This window comes from Pleionea litopenaei (assembly GCF_031198435.1).
GTDB lineage: Bacteria > Pseudomonadota > Gammaproteobacteria > Enterobacterales > Kangiellaceae > Pleionea > Pleionea litopenaei.
In genome coordinates, this window is the sequence record NZ_CP133548.1 from 3,432,648 (window position 1) to 3,450,139 (window position 17,492).

14 protein-coding genes are annotated in these 17,492 nt (G+C 44.0%); 11 read left to right on the forward strand and 3 right to left on the reverse strand.

Features of this window, described 5'->3' with window-relative positions; genetic code table 11:
- Positions 1-435: 435 nt before the first annotated feature.
- From Q9312_RS15460 to Q9312_RS15495, 8 genes are all read left to right on the forward strand, one after another.
- Positions 436-4,527: a beta-helix domain-containing protein gene (locus Q9312_RS15460; protein ID WP_309201763.1), complete on the forward strand. Its 4,092-nt coding sequence runs from the start codon at positions 436-438 to the stop codon at positions 4,525-4,527.
- Between the two features lie 109 nt (positions 4,528-4,636).
- Positions 4,637-7,294, forward strand: a complete 2,658-nt coding sequence (locus Q9312_RS15465) for a TonB-dependent receptor plug domain-containing protein (protein ID WP_309201764.1) — start codon at positions 4,637-4,639, stop codon at positions 7,292-7,294.
- Between the two features lie 400 nt (positions 7,295-7,694).
- Entirely contained in the window at positions 7,695-8,447 is a 753-nt protein-coding gene (locus Q9312_RS15470) for a DUF3450 domain-containing protein (RefSeq protein WP_309201765.1), read from the forward strand.
- Positions 8,448-8,462: 15 nt separating this feature from the next.
- Entirely contained in the window at positions 8,463-9,809 is a 1,347-nt protein-coding gene (locus tag Q9312_RS15475) for a MotA/TolQ/ExbB proton channel family protein (protein WP_309201766.1), read from the forward strand.
- A gap of 2 nt (positions 9,810-9,811) precedes the next feature.
- Positions 9,812-10,339 (forward strand): MotA/TolQ/ExbB proton channel family protein, encoded by a 528-nt coding sequence (locus tag Q9312_RS15480; protein ID WP_309201767.1) that lies wholly within the window; start codon positions 9,812-9,814, stop codon positions 10,337-10,339.
- 30 nt (positions 10,340-10,369) lie between these two features.
- Entirely contained in the window at positions 10,370-10,780 is a 411-nt protein-coding gene (locus tag Q9312_RS15485; RefSeq protein WP_309201768.1) for an ExbD/TolR family protein, read from the forward strand.
- Between the two features lie 5 nt (positions 10,781-10,785).
- The gene (locus Q9312_RS15490; RefSeq protein WP_309201769.1) at positions 10,786-11,388 is read left to right on the forward strand and encodes an energy transducer TonB; all 603 of its coding nucleotides are present in this window, start codon (positions 10,786-10,788) and stop codon (positions 11,386-11,388) included.
- 13 nt (positions 11,389-11,401) lie between these two features.
- The gene (locus tag Q9312_RS15495) at positions 11,402-12,736 is read left to right on the forward strand and encodes a tetratricopeptide repeat protein (protein ID WP_309201770.1); all 1,335 of its coding nucleotides are present in this window, start codon (positions 11,402-11,404) and stop codon (positions 12,734-12,736) included.
- 78 nt (positions 12,737-12,814) lie between these two features.
- Here the strand turns inward: Q9312_RS15495 and Q9312_RS15500 are convergent, their stop codons facing one another.
- The 3 genes from Q9312_RS15500 to Q9312_RS15510 form a co-directional block, all read right to left on the reverse strand.
- Complete coding sequence (locus Q9312_RS15500) at positions 12,815-13,627, reverse strand: hypothetical protein (protein ID WP_309201771.1); 813 nt, start codon at positions 13,625-13,627, stop codon at positions 12,815-12,817.
- 159 nt (positions 13,628-13,786) lie between these two features.
- Positions 13,787-14,857, reverse strand: coding sequence for an MJ1255/VC2487 family glycosyltransferase (locus Q9312_RS15505; protein ID WP_309201772.1), 1,071 nt, complete (start codon positions 14,855-14,857; stop codon positions 13,787-13,789).
- 23 nt (positions 14,858-14,880) lie between these two features.
- The gene (locus Q9312_RS15510) at positions 14,881-15,414 is read right to left on the reverse strand and encodes a phosphatase PAP2 family protein (protein ID WP_309201773.1); all 534 of its coding nucleotides are present in this window, start codon (positions 15,412-15,414) and stop codon (positions 14,881-14,883) included.
- 153 nt (positions 15,415-15,567) lie between these two features.
- Here Q9312_RS15510 and Q9312_RS15515 point away from each other — a divergent pair, with 153 nt between their 5' ends.
- From Q9312_RS15515 to Q9312_RS15525, 3 genes are all read left to right on the forward strand, one after another.
- A complete protein-coding gene (locus Q9312_RS15515; protein WP_309201774.1) occupies positions 15,568-15,963 on the forward strand; it encodes a diacylglycerol kinase in 396 nt (131 codons plus the stop codon).
- A 288-nt stretch (positions 15,964-16,251) separates the two neighbouring features.
- Entirely contained in the window at positions 16,252-16,482 is a 231-nt protein-coding gene (locus tag Q9312_RS15520) for a hypothetical protein (protein ID WP_309201775.1), read from the forward strand.
- 55 nt (positions 16,483-16,537) lie between these two features.
- Positions 16,538-17,296 carry a putative metalloprotease CJM1_0395 family protein gene (locus Q9312_RS15525; protein WP_309201776.1) on the forward strand — a complete coding sequence of 253 codons (759 nt, stop codon included), beginning with the start codon at positions 16,538-16,540 and terminating at the stop codon, positions 17,294-17,296.
- The last annotated feature ends 196 nt before the right edge of the window (positions 17,297-17,492 follow it).

Genomic DNA, 17,492 nt, shown 5'->3' on the forward strand with positions numbered 1-17,492 from the left:
TCTACTTGAGTGTTAATTTGATAGCTAACTAAGTTTGATGCCGTTAAAAGGAGACATCAATTTCATTATTAAAGGGCCACTTAGGAAATAAATCGAGTGAGCAATGTTTATTCGTTGAAATAAAAGAGTAAAAAAAGCGCCAGACCCAATGTAGGACCGAATCGTCTAGACGCTTTGATAAAATGAAAGAAACATAATCAATAACTGCATAACAATTATTAACTAATGTATGCAGACTGCTTAACGCCATATGATTCGCTAAACGGCGAACACTTTATCTCCGGTTCTTGACAATTAAGTGTCAATTAAATGAACGATTAGTTTCACTTAAATTAAATAAATATGACATCTCCAAATGTCATATTTGTGAAACTTTAACGCTCTACCCTGCCAGCTTGTGATGATTTACGCACATTAAAATCCTTACCGGAGAAAATGATGAAATTTAAAATGATAATGACTGCCAGCGCCGTTGCAAGTGCACTCGTACTTGCTGGCTGTAGTGGCGATATTAAAATCGTTGAGGGAGACGAAGTCGTTCAACCGCCTGTTGATCCAGGTACACCAACCAGCTTTTGCCCAGATTTCGCAACCGAAGTTAGTGCGATTGGTTCGTTCAGCCGAGTCTGTGAGATCGATAAAGATCACACCTTCACGAGTGACACCTCCTTGACTAACAATATCCTTTGGTTGCTTGATGGACGCGTCGCTGTTGGTAACGACAATGCTGATTCAGCAACCTTAACTATTAACCCTGGCACTACCATTATCGGTAATGAAGGTGAAGACTTCCTAGTGGTTCGTCGTGGCTCACAAATTGATGCCGACGGAACAGCGTCGCAGCCGATTATCATGACGTCATACCAAGATGTGAATGGTGATCAAACGGGTATAGGTCAATGGGGTGGTTTAGTTCTTCTCGGTAACGCTCCTTCTAACCTTTGCGATGGCCCAGATGCCGACTTAGATGCTAGCGCCGATGAGCTGGCTAACTGTGGTATTTCTGCAGAAGGCGATGCTGGCTTATACGGCGGAGATAATCCGAATGATAATTCAGGTGTGCTGCGTTATGTCGTCGTTAAACATGCTGGGAATGCATTGGGTTCAGGCGACGAGCTGAATGGAATTAGCTTTGCTGGCGTGGGTGATGGAACCCTTGTTGATTACATTCAAGTACACGAAAACCTAGACGATGGTGTCGAGTTCTTTGGTGGAACCGTTAATGTTAAGCACGTTGTATTAACAGGCAATGGCGATGACAGTTTTGATTGGTCGTTTGGTTGGACCGGTAAAGCGCAATATGTGTATGTTCAACACAATGACACGAAAGCTCACCGTGGTTTTGAGTTAGATAATAACGAAGACTTTCCGGGTGCAACACCATTAACACAACCGATGGTTTCCAATATCACTATTGTTGGAAGCACGGCAACGGATGAAGGTTCCGAGGGCATTTTATTACGCAACGGTACCGCTGGTCACCTGTACAATGTGTTGGTCACTGGTCCTGCAGGAATGGGTGAATGTTTAGAGGTATCGGGCGCTGAGTCACAAGCGAATGCTGAATCTTTAGATTTAACCATGACTCACTCGGTGATGGCATGTAACAACGGTGAAAATTTCAAAGGCAATGCGACCACAACGCAAACCACAGAAGAGTGGTTTTTAGCGCAAACGGGCAACGCGGCTTACTCTGATTCGTCGGCACTGAACCTAGCGGTAAATGGTTACGAGCCACAAGCGGGTTCTCCATTGTTAGGCGCTGGACGTGATACTTCTGCGGATGACTCCTTCTTTGATTCAGTTGATTATATCGGTGCGTTTGATGGCACAAACGACTGGACCGAAGGCTGGACGGTCGGTGTTCGTGGAGGATTCCCTGCGAATATTCAAAACGCTTTCCAAAAAGGATTGGCAACGGACGTTTCTTCGAGCTACCCACAAATTACCGACAAACCAGTTTATGAATTGACGGCGGATGTAGTGTTTACTGAAGACACAACCTTGACCAACGATGCGCACTGGATCTTAAACGGTCGCACAGCGGTGGGTAACGATCGCGCGAACGCTTCAACGCTATACATTCAACAAGGCACAACCTTGATTGGTGAAACCGGCGATGATTTCTTAGTCGCACGTCGTGGCTCGAAAATTGAAGCGGTAGGTACTTCAAACGCTCCAATAGTTATGACTTCTATTCAAGATGTTACAGGTTTAGAAACAGGCATTGGTCAATGGGGTGGTTTAGTACTGCTTGGAAATGCACCTTCGAATCTATGTGATGGCAACGGTGATGATGTTGCTGACGCAGCAGAGTTAGCGAGCTGCGGAATCAGTGCCGAAGGTAACGCTGGAATTTACGGTGGCGATGATGAAGACGACAACTCAGGTACGTTGAAATATGTTGTGGTTAAGTACGCTGGTAAAACCTTGGGTTCAGGTGATGAACTAAACGGAATTAGCTTCGCTGGTGTTGGTCGTGGTACGACGGTTGACTACATTCAAGTGCATGAAAACTTAGACGATGGTGTTGAGTTCTTCGGTGGAACAGTGAATGTTCGTCACGTGGTATTAACGGGCAATGGTGATGATAGCTTTGACTGGTCATTTGGTTGGACGGGTAAAGCACAGTTCATTTATGTTCAACACAATGACACTAAAGCTCACCGCGCATTTGAACTTGATAACAGTGAAGGCGCTCCAGGTTCTACGCCACTTACTAATCCAATCGTTTCTAACATTACTGTGATTGGTAGTAATGCAACAGACGAAGGTTCAGAAGGTGTATTGCTGCGTAACGGAACCGCTGGTCGAATTCACAACATGGTGGTTACGGGTCCTGCAGGTATGGGCGAGTGTCTAGAAGTGTCGGGTGCCGAAGCTCAAGCCAATGCAGAAGCAGGCAACTTAATCATGACGCATTCAATCATGGCCTGTGAGAACGGCGAAAACTTTAAAGGAACGGCTAATACGTCTGGCGATACCGTCGAAGCTTGGTTCTTAGCACAAACGGGCAATGCGGCATACAACGATACCGATGCGTTAAATCTTCTTGCAGATGGATTTACTCCAGGAGCTGGCTCTCCTCTGTTGGGCGCAGGTGTTGACGCGGCAGATGCGTACAGCGACAGCTGGTTCCAATCAACCGATTACATTGGCGCATTCGATGGTCAAACTAACTGGATGGACGGTTGGACTTACGGCGTTAACACAGGCGTTCCTGCAGGTGTTACCGCTGCCGATGTTCAAGGCTTAGCAACGAATCAATCGGCTAGTTATCCGGCCATCACCGATAAACCCGTCTATGTGTTAGACACCGATGTCGTATTCACCCAAGACGTTGTTTTAACTAACGACAAGCACTGGGTATTAAAAGGTCGCACAGCCGTTGGTAATGACCGAGCAGACAGCTCAACATTGTACATCGAGCCAGGCACTACGCTCATTGGCGAATCAGGAGACGACTTCTTAGTTGCTCGACGTGATTCAAAAATCATGGCGCTTGGTAGTGCAACGTCACCAATCATTATGACGTCAATTGAAGACATGACTGGTGGTGTTACTGGAATCGGTCAGTGGGGTGGCTTAGTACTTCTAGGTAATGCGCCATCTAATCTATGTGACGGAGCTGATGCAGACACTGATGCCGATGCGACTGAACTGGCGAACTGTGGAATTAGTGCAGAGGGTAATGCTGGCATATACGGTGGCGATAACCCTGATGATAATTCTGGAGTTTTACGCTACGTGGTCGTTAAGCAAGCCGGAATGACATTGGGATCTGGCGATGAGTTAAACGGTATTAGTTTTGCCGGTGTCGGTCGTGGAACGGTTGTTGACTACATTCAAGTGCATGAAAACTTAGATGACGGCGTTGAGTTTTTTGGTGGCACCGTTGATGTACGTCATGTGGTATTAACCGGAAACGGTGATGACAGTTTTGACTGGTCGTTCGGTTGGACTGGACGCGCGCAATATGTTTTGGTTAAACATAACGACACCAAAGCGCATCGTGGCTTTGAGCTAGACAATAGCGAAACCTTCCCTTCAGCCACTCCTTTAACTAAACCTCGCGTAGCTAACGTGACCATTATTGGTAGCACTGCAACGGATGAAGGTTCAGAAGGTGTTCTTCTTCGGAATGGAACCGCCGGCGAACTTTATAACTTCATCATCACTGGCCCTGCAGGCATGGGAGAGTGTTTAGAAGTTGATGGCGCCGAAGCACAAGCCAATGCAGAGTCTGGAGAGTTGATTATGCAGAACTCAGTGGTTGCTTGTGAAAATGGAGAAAACTTCAAAGGCATGGCCACGGCAACACTAACGACTGAAGAGTGGTTCTTAGGACAAGCTGGAAACTCAACCGCTGCATCGATGGCCGACGTTATCACTGGATACGAAACGGTTACAGCAGCAGCTGCTGCAGATGTTGATGCTATCGACAGTTGGTTTGACCAAGTTGACTTTATTGGTGCAGTTAAATCCGGAAGTGATTGGACTGCAGGATGGGTAACGGTCGGTTTGTAATAAGCCTTAAAGGTCATCCGAATCAATAGAAAAGAGACAACTAAAGAGCGGGCCTTGCCTCTCTTTAGTTGTTGTTTATCAGCTCAATCGATTTTTAGGGGATGAGTTGATGGCTGTTTGGAGTGTAGAAATGTTAAAAAGTAAAACCAATCGAATTTATAACGCGGTTGCGTTGGCGCTACTATCAAGCAGCGTCTCCATGACTGCTTTTGCGGCTGAAGAACCTGAAGAAACGATCGAAGAAGTTGTCGTTGAAGGCAGTCGTTTGCAAGGCACTGCGCAAGCCGTTTTAGAAGAGAGAAAAAACCAAGCCTTTGTTGCTGACATCATGGGTGCCGAGCAAATTTCTCGAACGGGCGATAGCGATGCTGCTTCAGCGCTTCGTCGTGTCACCGGCCTTACTCTGGTCGACGGTAAATTTATTTATGTGCGTGGTCTCGGTGAGCGTTATTCAGCAACGCAACTCGACAGCATGATTGTACCAAGTCCTGATCCAACACGATCAGTACTGCCGCTTGATTTGTTTCCTTCTGGCATCATCGAAAGCTTGAATGTTCAGAAGGCCTACTCACCTGATCTACCAGCGCATTTTGCAGGTGGTAATGTTGACATTCGTATCAAATCGATTCCCGAAGAGTCAATTTTTAAAGTCGGTGCTTCATTAGGTATCAATACCAACAATTCAGGAAGCTCTCCTTGGTATTCTGGTGGCGGTGACGATTGGCAAGGTCGCGATGATGGTTCTCGTGCAATGCCTAGAACCTTAGCGAATAATTTGCGTCGAGGGTTAAACAATCTTTCAAGTAGTGAAGCTGTTAATGTTCTGAGTTCAATGAACCGAGATTATTCAGCGGCGGAAGAAAGTATCGATCCTGATTATGGCTTCGATTTTACATTGGGTGATCGTTACGATTTTGGCGAGAATTCGCGTTTCGGTTATTTAGCGTCCTTCGCATATAAAAATGAATGGACAGTTTCAAATGAACGCAATGTAAACAACTTATCAAGAACCTCGAATGGTATAAAAATTCAAGAGTTTGCCGATGGTGCTTCGACTGAACATAATGTAAAAGTCAGCGGAATGTTGAATTTTGGATTTGACTTTAATGAGTCTCATCGCTTTGAGTTTAATAATCTATCTCTTCGCGACACACGTGATCGCTTGAGAAATCGTTTACTTGAGTCGACCAACACCATTGATGAGCCCGACGATGAGCGTCGTCAGTTAGATGTACTTTACGAAGAACGTGAAATGATGACGCATCAAGTCAAAGGGACTCACAACTTTGCTGACTGGAATAATTTATCAGTCGATTGGTATTACAGTACCAGTGAAGCGGAACGTTATGCGCCTGGTGCACTTGAGGCTTTCTTCCGAGTTAATCTAGAAAATGGCACTCGTACTGAACGTCTAGCGTCTGATGTTGATACTAAATATATGTATCAGTATTTGATCGATGATGCGAAAAACTGGGGTGGAAATATCGCGTTACCATTCTTTATGGATAACTACACGTTTGAACTTAAAGCTGGGGCTGATTTTGTTGAAAAGCAACGCTATGCGAGCAATGTTGATGTCGCTATTCAAACCTTCGCTATTCCTTCGACGTATCTTCAAGGCAGTGACTACTCTCAGATCTTCTCAGATCAAAACTTGGCGCAAAGTGATTTCTCGTTACGCTTAGATGATCAAACCACCGGTGGCGATAAATATCGCGCAACCACACTCATTGACGCTTTCTATTTGATGGCCGATTACGAGTCTGGAAATTGGCGCTATACTGGAGGCTTGCGTTATGAAGATTTTCGTCAAGTGTCGATTCCTTATCAACCTCACACTAACTTTTTTGATGTTGATACGGCGGAGATTGAAGGTTTAATCTTCCAAGAAGATGATATCTTCGCTTCGATCGCAGCAACCTATATTGTTGATGCAGAACGTCAATGGCGTTTTAACTTCTCTCAAACTGCTATCCGTCCTGATCTTAGAGATATATCAACGACGTTTTACATCGACCCGTTGACTGAATTCTTAGTGAGAGGTTCGACTTCGTTGCAAAGCTCTGCGATCAATAATGTTGATGTGCGTTGGGAATGGTACATGCCGAGTGGCGAAAATTTATCGGTCGCTTTCTTTGCAAAAGACATCGATCGTCCTATTGAAATGATCGAATTACCTAGTGCGACGGAAGGCGCTCCTCAGTTGTTAACCGCGAACGCAGAATCGGGCGAGGTTTATGGTGTTGAAGTTGAGTTTTTGAAAGACTTAACTTTCTTAGGAGATAACTGGTCGAATTACTTTGTATCGGGTAATGTGACCTTGTCAGATTCACAAGTCGATATCGGGCTGAACAGTCCGGGAACAAGCTTGTTTGAGCAACAACTTGCTGAAGCTCTAGAAACTAACCAAGGTGTTACTGAAGTTATCACGAACAATAAACGCCGTCTTATCGGACATTCTGAGTGGGTAATGAACTTGCAACTCGGTTGGGATTCTCTTGATAACAATCATTCTGCGACGGTGGTTTATAACGCGTTCGGTCCTCGAATCATTGTTCCTGGTGTGAATGGTTTTGAAGATGGTGAAGAAAAACCTTTCCACTCTCTTGATATGGTTTATACATGGTACCCAAGTTTTGATTCTACCGTAAAAGTTAGATTGAAAAATATTCTTGATCAAGATAAAGAAATTGAACAAGAAGGTGTCACCATTTTAAGAGAAAACCCAGGTACTGAATTAAGTGTAAGTTTTAGTACTAACTTCTAACTTATTGATTCTCTTCTATAAGGGGCGTTGTCGCCCCTTTTTTGTGCACTATACTTTTCATTTTTATGACACCTTTATTTCATCATCGGTAATCGAGATGTCATTTCTCCTTCACAGAACCGTCATATTACATATCTAAACTGAGTGCCGTTATCGAGTCACGAAAGTGACATAAATTGGTAACACGTTATTTATCTTGTGAGCTTGAATTACATCTACCGACGGTAGGCATGATGAAACTTAATTTACTTTCCCAGTTATAAAGTTTCACTCATTCATTGTTCCTGTCTTAGGTAGATGTAATTCAAGCTCATAAAGAATTTTATTTGGGAAGTCGGTCATTGACCGCAACAAGATTGAATTTTCAATCGCTGTTTCAGAAAGTGTATGGGAGTGTTTCATGTTTAAACTATCCGTAATTATTGCCGGATTGGTGGCTTTTCCTATTGTAGGAAACGCTGCTGAATCTTTAGAACCGGTTATTGATAAAAGTTCTAAAATTACCGAGTCAGCTGCTAACTCGCAAAAGCGTGTTGACGCCATTAGTGATCAGATTGACGACAAGCTACAAGCCTTTAAGTCGACCAATAAAGAAACTGAAGGTTTGAAAATTTACAACCTTCAATTGGCTAAACAAATTGAAAGTCAAATTCAAGAAATGGCTGATTTGAATCAATCGATCGATAAAGTAAGCGTTATCGAGCGTCAAATTACGCCATTGATGCTTCGTATGATTGATGGATTAGAAGACTTTGTTAAGCTTGATGTGCCCTTCTTAGAAGAAGAGCGTAAGCAACGTATTGCTTCTTTAAAATCATTAATGGATCAAGCAAATGTGGCTGTCTCTGAAAAGTTTCGTCGGGTTCTTGAGGCTTATCAAATTGAGTTGGATTATGGTCGTACCATTGAAGCTTATACGGATAGCTTTGAAATTGATGGCCAACCTCAAGACGTTGATTTCCTTCGTATAGGCCGTATTGCATTAATGTTTCAATCGCGCGATAAGCGGACCTTAGGAGTTTGGAATCAACAGACACGTCAATGGGAAAATCTAGACAAAAGCTATGCGAGCAGAATTTCGCAGGGTTTAAGAATGGCTCGTAAACAAATGGCGCCAGACTTACTAACCATTCCTGTATTTTCAGCAGAGTAATAGAGAGGCACGACAATGAAACTTTTTAAACTACTAGCGGTATCTATTTTAGCCAGTAACTCTCTGTTCGCTGACGATGCAATTAATTTAGATTCCTTATTGAAGAAATTAGAGCAGGGTTCTTATAAACAGAGCCAAGAAAACAAAGCCCGCGAAGCAGAGTTTATTAACAAGCGATCGCAGCAAGATGCCTTGCTACAACAAGCGGTTCAACAACGTGATGCTGAGTTAAAAATTAGTGAGGAGCAAGAAACGGTTTTTGAAAAGAATGAAGCTGAACTTGCGAACTTGAATGATGCGTTGGATAAACGCATGGGCAGCTTGAAGGAATTGTTTGGCGTTTTACAACAAGTTGCGGGCGATACGACGTCTAAATTTGATACTTCATTAGTATCGATTCAGTATCCTAACCGTGGAGACTTCTTAACTTCACTTGCGAAAAAAATGGGCTCATCTTCGCAACTGGCGTCAATTGAAGAGATTGAGCAAGTATGGTTTGAGCTGCAACGAGAAATTATTGAGACCGGAAAAGTATCGACTTTTGAAACCGAAGTGATTTCTGCTGAAGGTCCAAAAGTGATCAAGCCTATCACTCGAATCGGTGCATTTAATATCGTCGCAGATGGCAAATATTTAGAATATACCGACACTGGTGCGGTCGCTGAAATGATTCGCCAGCCTTCTAGTCGATATACGGCAACCATCAGTGATTTAGAGTCGACCAATAATGGTTGGGCTCCAATAGCGATCGACCCGACCGGTGGCAGTATTCTTGGTTTACTTGTTCAAGCACCTGACATTCAAGAAAAAATCGACCAAGGTGGTATTCCAGGGTACATCATCATTGCCGTTGGAATTATTGCATTCCTTATTTCCCTAGAGAGATTCTTCGCCCTATTTATTACTGAGCGAAAGGTGAGAGCGCAACTTAAGAGTAAAGCGTTAAGCGACAAAAACCCGCTGGGTCGTATTCTTCAAGTTAAAGAGAAATATCCAAATGTTGCGATTGACACCCTTGAGTTGAAGTTGAGTGAAGCAATTCTAAAAGAGCTTCCGAGTATTACCAGAAGCATTACCTTTGTAAAAATCATTTCAGTGGTTGCTCCATTATTGGGTCTGTTGGGTACGGTGACCGGTATGATCCAAACTTTCGAAATGATTACCTTATTTGGCGCTGGAGATCCCAAGCTAATGGCTAACGGTATTTCTCAAGCGTTGGTTACGACCGTGTTAGGTCTGGTTGTCGCGATTCCGACGGTTCTTCTTTACACCTGGTTGAATACGCGTAGTAAGAACATCGTTCATATCTTGCAAGAGCAAAGCGCTGGCATCATTGCTGAGCGTGCGGAGCAAGGAGCTTAATAATGGTGTTCATTACTGAGTCGATAGACGCGATTCGAGCTTTTCTCGAAACCGGTGGTGCCGTACTCAGTTATATCGGAATTTTAATCTTGGTCATGTGGGTCATGATTATTGAACGATTAGCTTATATGTGGTTTGGCTACCGCACGTTTCGTAAGTCGCTGTTACAGCAATGGAACAGTCGGCTCGAAAGAAATTCTTGGAATGCAGAACAAATTCGTATTCTCTGGATTTCACGCGCAAAAATGCAATTGCAACGTTCGTTACCAATGATTCAAACGATGGTTGCACTGTGTCCGTTGCTCGGTTTGTTAGGTACGGTAACTGGCATGATTGAAGTATTTGATGTCATGGCCATTTCAGGTACTGGAAATGCTCGCTCAATGGCTGGTGGTGTCTCTAAGGCGACAATACCAACCATGGCGGGAATGGTCGGAGCCTTATCCGGCGTCTTTGCCAGTAGCTATTTAAAACGCACCGCGAAACGAGAAACTGAGTTATTAGAAGACAAATTAGTTTTGGATCATTAATCCAAAACTAATGTCTTAGGAGTTAAGAAAATGCGACAACCTTTTGCAAAAATATTTGAAGAAGATGAAGATTCAGAAATCAACATGACGCCAATGTTAGACGTGGTATTTATTATGTTGATCTTCTTTATCGTAACCGCTTCGTTTGTTAAAGAATCTGGGCTCGAAGTTAATCGTCCAGAAGCAGCAACGGCGGTTAAAAAAGAGCGAGCAAATATATTGGTAGCTATTAGTCCGAATAATGAAATTTGGATCAATAGACGCCGTGTAGATATTCGAGCAGTTCAAGCCAATATCGAGCGGTTACATGCTGAAAATCCGCAAGGTACGGTGGTTATTCAGGCCGATAAAAAGTCGACCACAGAGATGTTGGTTAAAGTGATGGATGCTGCTCGTTCGGCCGGTGTTTCTGACGTCTCCTTAGCGGCAGATAACGAGTAATCGTCATGAGGTATGTATACGCAATCGTGATTGCCGTTGTCATCACTGGCGGTTTGTTCTTTACGATGTTGGCATTGATCAACAGTGGAGAACACGCCGCCTCAGAGCCTCCTGCTGGGCGAGTACTCGACTTCGTTCGTTTAAAGCAAGATGAAACGGTGCAAGAAAAAGAGAGAAAGCCGAAAAAGCCGCCGCAACCTGAAGAACCCCCGCCGGATTTGCAACAGCCGCAAATGGATCCTGCTGATATGGCCGACACCAATCAAGGTATGTCATTTGAGGCCGATTTGTCAGCAACTAGCGGATTAGAAAATGGTATGTCACTTGATGCAAGCGATGGTGAATATCTTCCGATAGTAAAAGTGGCTCCAATATATCCAAGAAGAGCATTAGCGCGCGGTATTGAAGGATTCGTCATTCTTGAATTTACAGTAACTCCGCAAGGAACGGTTGTAGATCCTAAAGTCGTTCGGGCTGAGCCAGAAGGTATCTTTAACCAGGCTGCGATTGATGCTGCGAAGAAGTTTAAATACAAACCGAGGGTCATTGATGGTAAGGCCGTGAGTGTTCCCGGAGTGCAAAACCAAATTACTTTTAAAATGAGATAAGGAGGAAGTGAATATGTTGTCAAAATTGAACAGTTTGCTACTTCGCTTTTTAATGTTAGCAATAATCACCGTTTCATTGCCTTCGATACTGACAGCGTTAAAGGTTACTGTAAATGGCGGTGAAGCACATGCTGAAGAAAAGAAGAAGCGCCGCTACCCAGCGCTAAGAGCTCGGGTGTTTTCGCAATTAGAACGTGCCCAGAGCTTAGCCGACAAAGGAGAGGTGACTGAAGGTCTTCAAGTGTTAAAGGATCTCGAACGACGTATTGATCAACTTAACTCGTACGAAAAGGCCATGGTGTACAATTTCATGGCGTACATTCATTACGGTGAAGAGCAAGTGAATCAAGCGGTCTTATCGTTCAAGAAAGTTTTAGAGCAAGATCCAATTCCAGAGAGTTTAGAGCAATCGACTTTATATAGCTTAGCGCAGTTGCAAATGCATCAAGAGAAGTATGATGCCGCTATTGACTATATTCGCCGTTGGTCAAAGCTATCGTCGGATGGAAAAAGCGCACAAAGTGAAAGTCTTTTAGCCAATGCTTATTATGCGAAAAAAGACTACAAAAAGGCGCTTGGTCATATCAATGAGTCGATTCGGCTTGATAAAGAAGCTGGCAAAGTAAGCTCAGAAAATCTATTGATTTTAAAGCGCGCCGTTCATTATGAATTAAAACAGCCAGAACAAATCACTTTGGTCACCGAAGATTTAGTTCGACATTACTCCAAGCCTAAGTACTGGGTAGAGCTTGCCAATATGTACGGTGAAACAGGACAAAACAAAAAACAAATGGCGGTAATGGAAGCCGCTCATCAACAAGGATTTGTTACGGCTGAGTCAGACTTGAAAAATTTAGCTCAACTCTACTATTTAAATGGAGCTCCGTTTAAAGCAGGTCAAGTTATGAAGCAAGCCATCGAATCTGGCGCTATGTCCAGTTCATTGAAGAATCTGGAATTCTTGGCGCAAGCTTGGATGGTAGCGAAAGAGTTTGATCGTGCCGTTCCTGTTTTAGAGAAAGCTGCAGTCTCATCAAGCAGCGGTGATCCTTATGCGCGTTTAGCTGAGATTTATGTCAATACCGAAAATTGGACCAAAGCGATCGAGATGGGACAAAAGGCATTAGAAAAAGGTCAGCTTACCGATATTAATACGGTGTATATGGCGCTTGGTATGGCGCATTTCAACTTACAACAATTTGACTTGTCGACGCAGAAATTTCAGATCGCGGCGCGTAATGACAAGTTTGCTAAAATGGCTAATCAGTGGATTTCATATGTCTCAAAAGAGAAAGAAAAACGTCAACGCTTGTTAGTTGAACTTGGGCAGGAAATCGATCAACTATAATAATAATCATCTTACACTCCCAATTTTCCCAACGGCCCTAAGGGCCGTTTTTTTTATGCTCGTCTAGTCAAACATTCGTTACTCGAGAGAGTAGTAATACCAAATATTTGGTTCTTCATACAGGGCAATTTGGTTATCAATATTGACCTTTAGCGGAGTAATTGCGAAAGGGATAACTTCTTCGCCTGTTCTATTCAAAGAAAGGTTGAGTTGTTGTTCCCACCAGCGAATACTGGCGTTAATCACAATTGAACGCGCACAAATATTGAGCATGCTAGCACCTTCGAGGGAATGCCGATTGAGCCAAGGGTCGGAGAGCTCTCCGCTAACTATTCTTTCCATAAATGATTCCATCGGCATTGTTGGATATTGATGCTTGATGACAGGACGAACGGGCACAATCATGTGGTTGATATTGAAAGAATGAGCAAGTTTTTTGGCGAGTTGGATCAGATACTCTGAAAAATTATGCCCTCGAAACCCAGGTAATACAGTGACTTGTTGAAGAGCGATTGTATTCGCTGATGGTGATAAGTGTGCTTGCCGATAAGCCCACCGCCAACCGTCATCCGAGAGTTGTGTAAAGCTTTCACAGTGCAGGGCGATGAGACTAACACACGCCTGCAACTGGTTGGTTGAAGAGTCTCGAATACCAATCATTAGATGGTTATTTTGGTAGTTTTCCCTCTCGGCTGTATCAAATAGCTCGGGAATCTCGATATCACTAGGCGTTAAAAAATAGTTCGGCCATACTTGAGCAATCAGCTCGTCATAGTCATTGATATTACTTGGATTCGCAACACTCCACTGCAAGGTTTCTGGCAAACGAATGAGCGACGAAAGTTGTAAGGTTGTTTGTTCGCAGTTAGAAGAGTGCAACGCAGAAAACAAAGTCGGCTCCCGAAAATGATTAGAATGTCCAATAGGTCATCAGTCATACAGTAATTTAGCTGTCGGACAAAAGCAAACATACAAACTAATGGGAGATAACTGTAGTATTCAAGTGATCGAAGGATAGCGCAGCTTTTACGAATAGTAATGTTCGGTAGTTTAGGAAAGAGCGACGGCAAGTTTTGGCGCAGCCTGATGCCATAATTGGTCGACTAAATTATTTAGCTGCTCCGGTTCTGCTCCCTCGGCAATCCATTGCGCCAATGCATTAGCGGTATTAGGGAATTGAATGCGTTGATTTTGATGGCCTTGTTGAGCGATGTTAGTTAGCCACTGATTAAGTATTTGATGATCAAATGCTTGGCATACCGTCGCTAAACCAAGCTGTTGCAAAGCAAGCGAATTTGAAAGTTGCTCCATTTGGCCGCCAACCGGTTGAATGAGTAAGTGTTTTCCTAGATGAACCGATTCGCTGGGTAGCTCAAACCCTGCGCCGCAGATAACACCCCTAGTTTTGGCTAGATCACTCTGAAAATTTTCTCGAGAAAATGGCCGAATGTGTATGTGACCTTGATCGATTGGCTCGGCAACATCGTGATAGATATAGAAATGATGTTGATCGAAGGGTTTTACCAACGCGACTAGGTTACTTAAACTTTGAAAGGGGAAGTAAACCAGAATATGTTTAGGATCGACCTCTGGTAAAAAAGTATGCGCATCTACATCAATGACCGGAGGTAAAATGGGTTGACCGAAATGATGCCAATGCAGTCCTATGGCTTGATCAACTGGTGCGAACCAATTCATCACTTGTTGGGTGAACCAGTTGTTGCCGCGTTTAGGAATTTTGTATTGAAATGCACTTTGATGTGAAATACCGATACTGGTTTTTTTAGCTCTTCTTGCGGCCCATGCACTGACTGGCTCAAAGTCACTCACAATTAAGTCATAGTGATTGATTGCAAGGTTTTTGGCGTCTCGAAATAGTTGCGAGAAATTCAACTGTTTCGCCGTTTTAAAGATGTTTATTTTACCATTTTCTACAGCAAACGTTAGGCCACGAAAACATTGAAAGTCGCCAAAGCATTGCATGTCAAAGTAATCGTCTTTGCTACGGCCACTAAAAATCCAGTCAACGCTTATTCCAAACTTTTCGAATGACTTGGCCATCACTCTTGCTCGAGTAATATGACCATTGCCAGTTCCTTGAACGCCATAAAGAATTTTCATTGAGGTTCCTGTGAGCGATAGTTTCAAATAGTGTATTGCGCGATTGACAGGCCGAGTAAAGCTGAACCGATCCCTAAAGTGGCACCCGCCAAAATGTCGCCGGGATAATGGACTCCGAGTAAAACTCTGGAGGCACCTATCAGAATCGCCCATATAAGAATGGTAAGCGTCCATAGCGGATAAAATTGAATAATTAATGTAGCGAAAACAAATGCCGCACCCGTGTGACCCGAGGGAAAGCTGAATTTATCAGACGGAGTAATGAGTGCTTGCAGGCCTTGAATCGACGCTTGTGGACGATTGCGTCGAATAACATTCTTTAAAATCAGATACGCACTCACCTCAATGGCAAAGGCGAACAACGCTGAAACAAAGAAGGCAAAGCCATACGTCGTTTCAAATAACCAAATGAGTAAGGAGAAAGCTAAATAGACGTAACCATCGCCAGAGCGGGACAACCATCGGACAAGATTTCGATACTCTTGACGTTGGCCAGTATAGATCCACACAAACATTTGCGTGTCTGCTTGATTCATTCTTTGTAAAATTGGCTTCATAATTTCGCGTTACATTGGTGGCAAAATTTATGTAAGTTCACTTTGCTCGCGGCGCGTGGCAAAAAAGTGAACAAAAGTTGAAGCTTTCGTGACACTCGCTAAAATCAGCGGTCTAAAAAGAAAGTTTTTGATGAACTACTTGTGAGGAATTACATGGCTAAGCCTGGAAAAACTGGATTTGCACGAATCTTTGACGCTTTTTTTTATTCAATGAAAGGATTCAAAGCCGTTTGGAAACATGAAGCGGCGTTTCGACAAGAAGCCTTGCTTGCAGCGATTTTGATTCCACTGGCATTTTTCACGGCAACCTCCGCGGTTGAGTTAGTGTTGCTGATTGCCAGTGTTCTTTGGGTCATAATGGCCGAGCTAGCAAACTCGGCGGTCGAAGCAGTGGTCGACCGTACGGGTAGCGAACGGCATGAGCTTTCGGGTCGAGCAAAAGATATAGGATCAGCGTTGGTGTTTGTGAGTTTGGCGCTGTTGGCTATTGTTTGGGTGATCATTATTGCGAATCGATTCAATTGGCTAGGCTTTTTATGGTCCGTCTAACCTTCGATTTTTAACCGACGATGTTTGATCGCTAAATGATCAAGCCAGGTGCTGCATATCAAACCTTCTGTATATCAAAGTTGCCGCATATCGAATCGATTCCCTCAGCAGAGCTAAATTTAGATGATCTTAATCATTGGCATTAAAATGCGTTTATCTATAGCAAAGTTGTATAAAAAAACGTCAATCAGTGCTCAATACTTGCTCTTTGGAGCCGATACAATAGTGACAGCCCCAGATGGTGCTTTTGGCAGCATCCGGTCATTTCAGAGTAAGTTGAGGTAATTTATGCAAATTGATGGTTTGTCTGCTGCTCTTGGCGGTTTCCAAAACGCCGTGTCTCGCGCTGGCGAGGCAGCTCAAGACATAGCTTCGAGCAGTGTACGCAAAGAAGGTACTCAAGACTTAGTAAAGCCCCTAGTGGAATTGAAGGTCGCTGAGCGCGATGCTGAGGCTAACGCTAAGGTTATTGAAACCGAAAACAAAGTGCTCGGCAGCATTATTGATATCGAAGTTTAAGTGTGACGAGAGAATAACGAGACGTTATTCACTCGTCAGTTGAACCTAAAGACTCATGGTTATCAATTCAGCGCCAATCAGTTTACCCTTAAGTACGGCGAATCTCTCGACGGAGACGGTCCGCAATGAAACACGTCTGCAAGAAAGAGTACCAGAAACTAAGCCGACGACTGAGAATGTTAAGCTCAAACCCAGTACCGAAGAAACCAGCTCTAGCGCTCAACGCTCCGAAACTCGTAGTGCTGACGGTTCGCAAGCCGAGAGAAATGTCCAGGAGCGCGGTGAACAGCAACAAGGTCAGCAAAATTCAGAGCAGCGACAGTCTGGCGATCAATCTGAGCGTCAATCTCGGCAAGAAGTGCGAGAACAGCGTGAAGAGCAAGTTGAGGTTCAACAGCTTAAAGCACGTGACCGCGAAGTTAGGGCTCATGAAGCAGCGCACGCCTCGGTAGGCGGCAACCTAGCCGGCTCTCCTAGTTACGACTTTAAACGCGGCCCAGACGGTCAACGGTATGCGGTGGGTGGTGAAGTGCCTATCGATGTAGCGGCCGTTCCTGGAGATCCCGCTGCAACTATTCGAAAAATGCAGCAAGTTCGTCGGGCAGCACTTGCTCCACGAGATCCATCATCTCAAGATCAAGCCGTTGCTGCGCAAGCCACCGCGCGAGAAGCACAAGCTCGCGCTGAACTGCAAGAAAAGCGTACTCAAGAGCAAGACAATGAGTCGGCTCAAACTCGTTTTGAAGGTCGCCTTCGTAAGCTTGGAGTGATAGAGCAACCAGAAAATGGCGATCGAGTGAGCGTGGTGGCTTAAGAGACGGCTGAGTCTTCCCCCTATCCGAGCTAAGTCTTACAGCATCCCATTCTCTATTCCTTCCTGACCTATATAAAATTCCCTCTCATTAGTCGTTGCTTGATACTGCTCATAAGGCAGGTTAAGCGGGTAGCTTACCGATTTGGACATGCAATCTGCCGTGAAATCTCTTATAGTGCGCTCTGATAAAAATATA

What these genes read in the sequence shown, in the direction of transcription:
- Q9312_RS15490 (WP_309201769.1), top strand. Translation starts at nt 10,786, where the DNA reads ATGAGGTATGTATACGCAATCGTGATTGCCGTTGTCATCACTGGCGGT.
- Q9312_RS15465 (WP_309201764.1), top strand. Translation starts at nt 4,637, where the DNA reads ATGGCTGTTTGGAGTGTAGAAATGTTAAAAAGTAAAACCAATCGAATT.
- Q9312_RS15520 (WP_309201775.1), top strand. Translation starts at nt 16,252, where the DNA reads ATGCAAATTGATGGTTTGTCTGCTGCTCTTGGCGGTTTCCAAAACGCC.
- Q9312_RS15505 (WP_309201772.1), bottom strand. Translation starts at nt 14,857, where the DNA reads ATGAAAATTCTTTATGGCGTTCAAGGAACTGGCAATGGTCATATTACT.
- Q9312_RS15515 (WP_309201774.1), top strand. Translation starts at nt 15,568, where the DNA reads ATGGCTAAGCCTGGAAAAACTGGATTTGCACGAATCTTTGACGCTTTT.
- Q9312_RS15510 (WP_309201773.1), bottom strand. Translation starts at nt 15,414, where the DNA reads ATGAAGCCAATTTTACAAAGAATGAATCAAGCAGACACGCAAATGTTT.
- Q9312_RS15480 (WP_309201767.1), top strand. Translation starts at nt 9,812, where the DNA reads ATGGTGTTCATTACTGAGTCGATAGACGCGATTCGAGCTTTTCTCGAA.
- Q9312_RS15485 (WP_309201768.1), top strand. Translation starts at nt 10,370, where the DNA reads ATGCGACAACCTTTTGCAAAAATATTTGAAGAAGATGAAGATTCAGAA.
- Q9312_RS15495 (WP_309201770.1), top strand. Translation starts at nt 11,402, where the DNA reads ATGTTGTCAAAATTGAACAGTTTGCTACTTCGCTTTTTAATGTTAGCA.
- Q9312_RS15475 (WP_309201766.1), top strand. Translation starts at nt 8,463, where the DNA reads ATGAAACTTTTTAAACTACTAGCGGTATCTATTTTAGCCAGTAACTCT.
- Q9312_RS15525 (WP_309201776.1), top strand. Translation starts at nt 16,538, where the DNA reads ATGGTTATCAATTCAGCGCCAATCAGTTTACCCTTAAGTACGGCGAAT.
- Q9312_RS15460 (WP_309201763.1), top strand. Translation starts at nt 436, where the DNA reads ATGATGAAATTTAAAATGATAATGACTGCCAGCGCCGTTGCAAGTGCA.
- Q9312_RS15470 (WP_309201765.1), top strand. Translation starts at nt 7,695, where the DNA reads ATGTTTAAACTATCCGTAATTATTGCCGGATTGGTGGCTTTTCCTATT.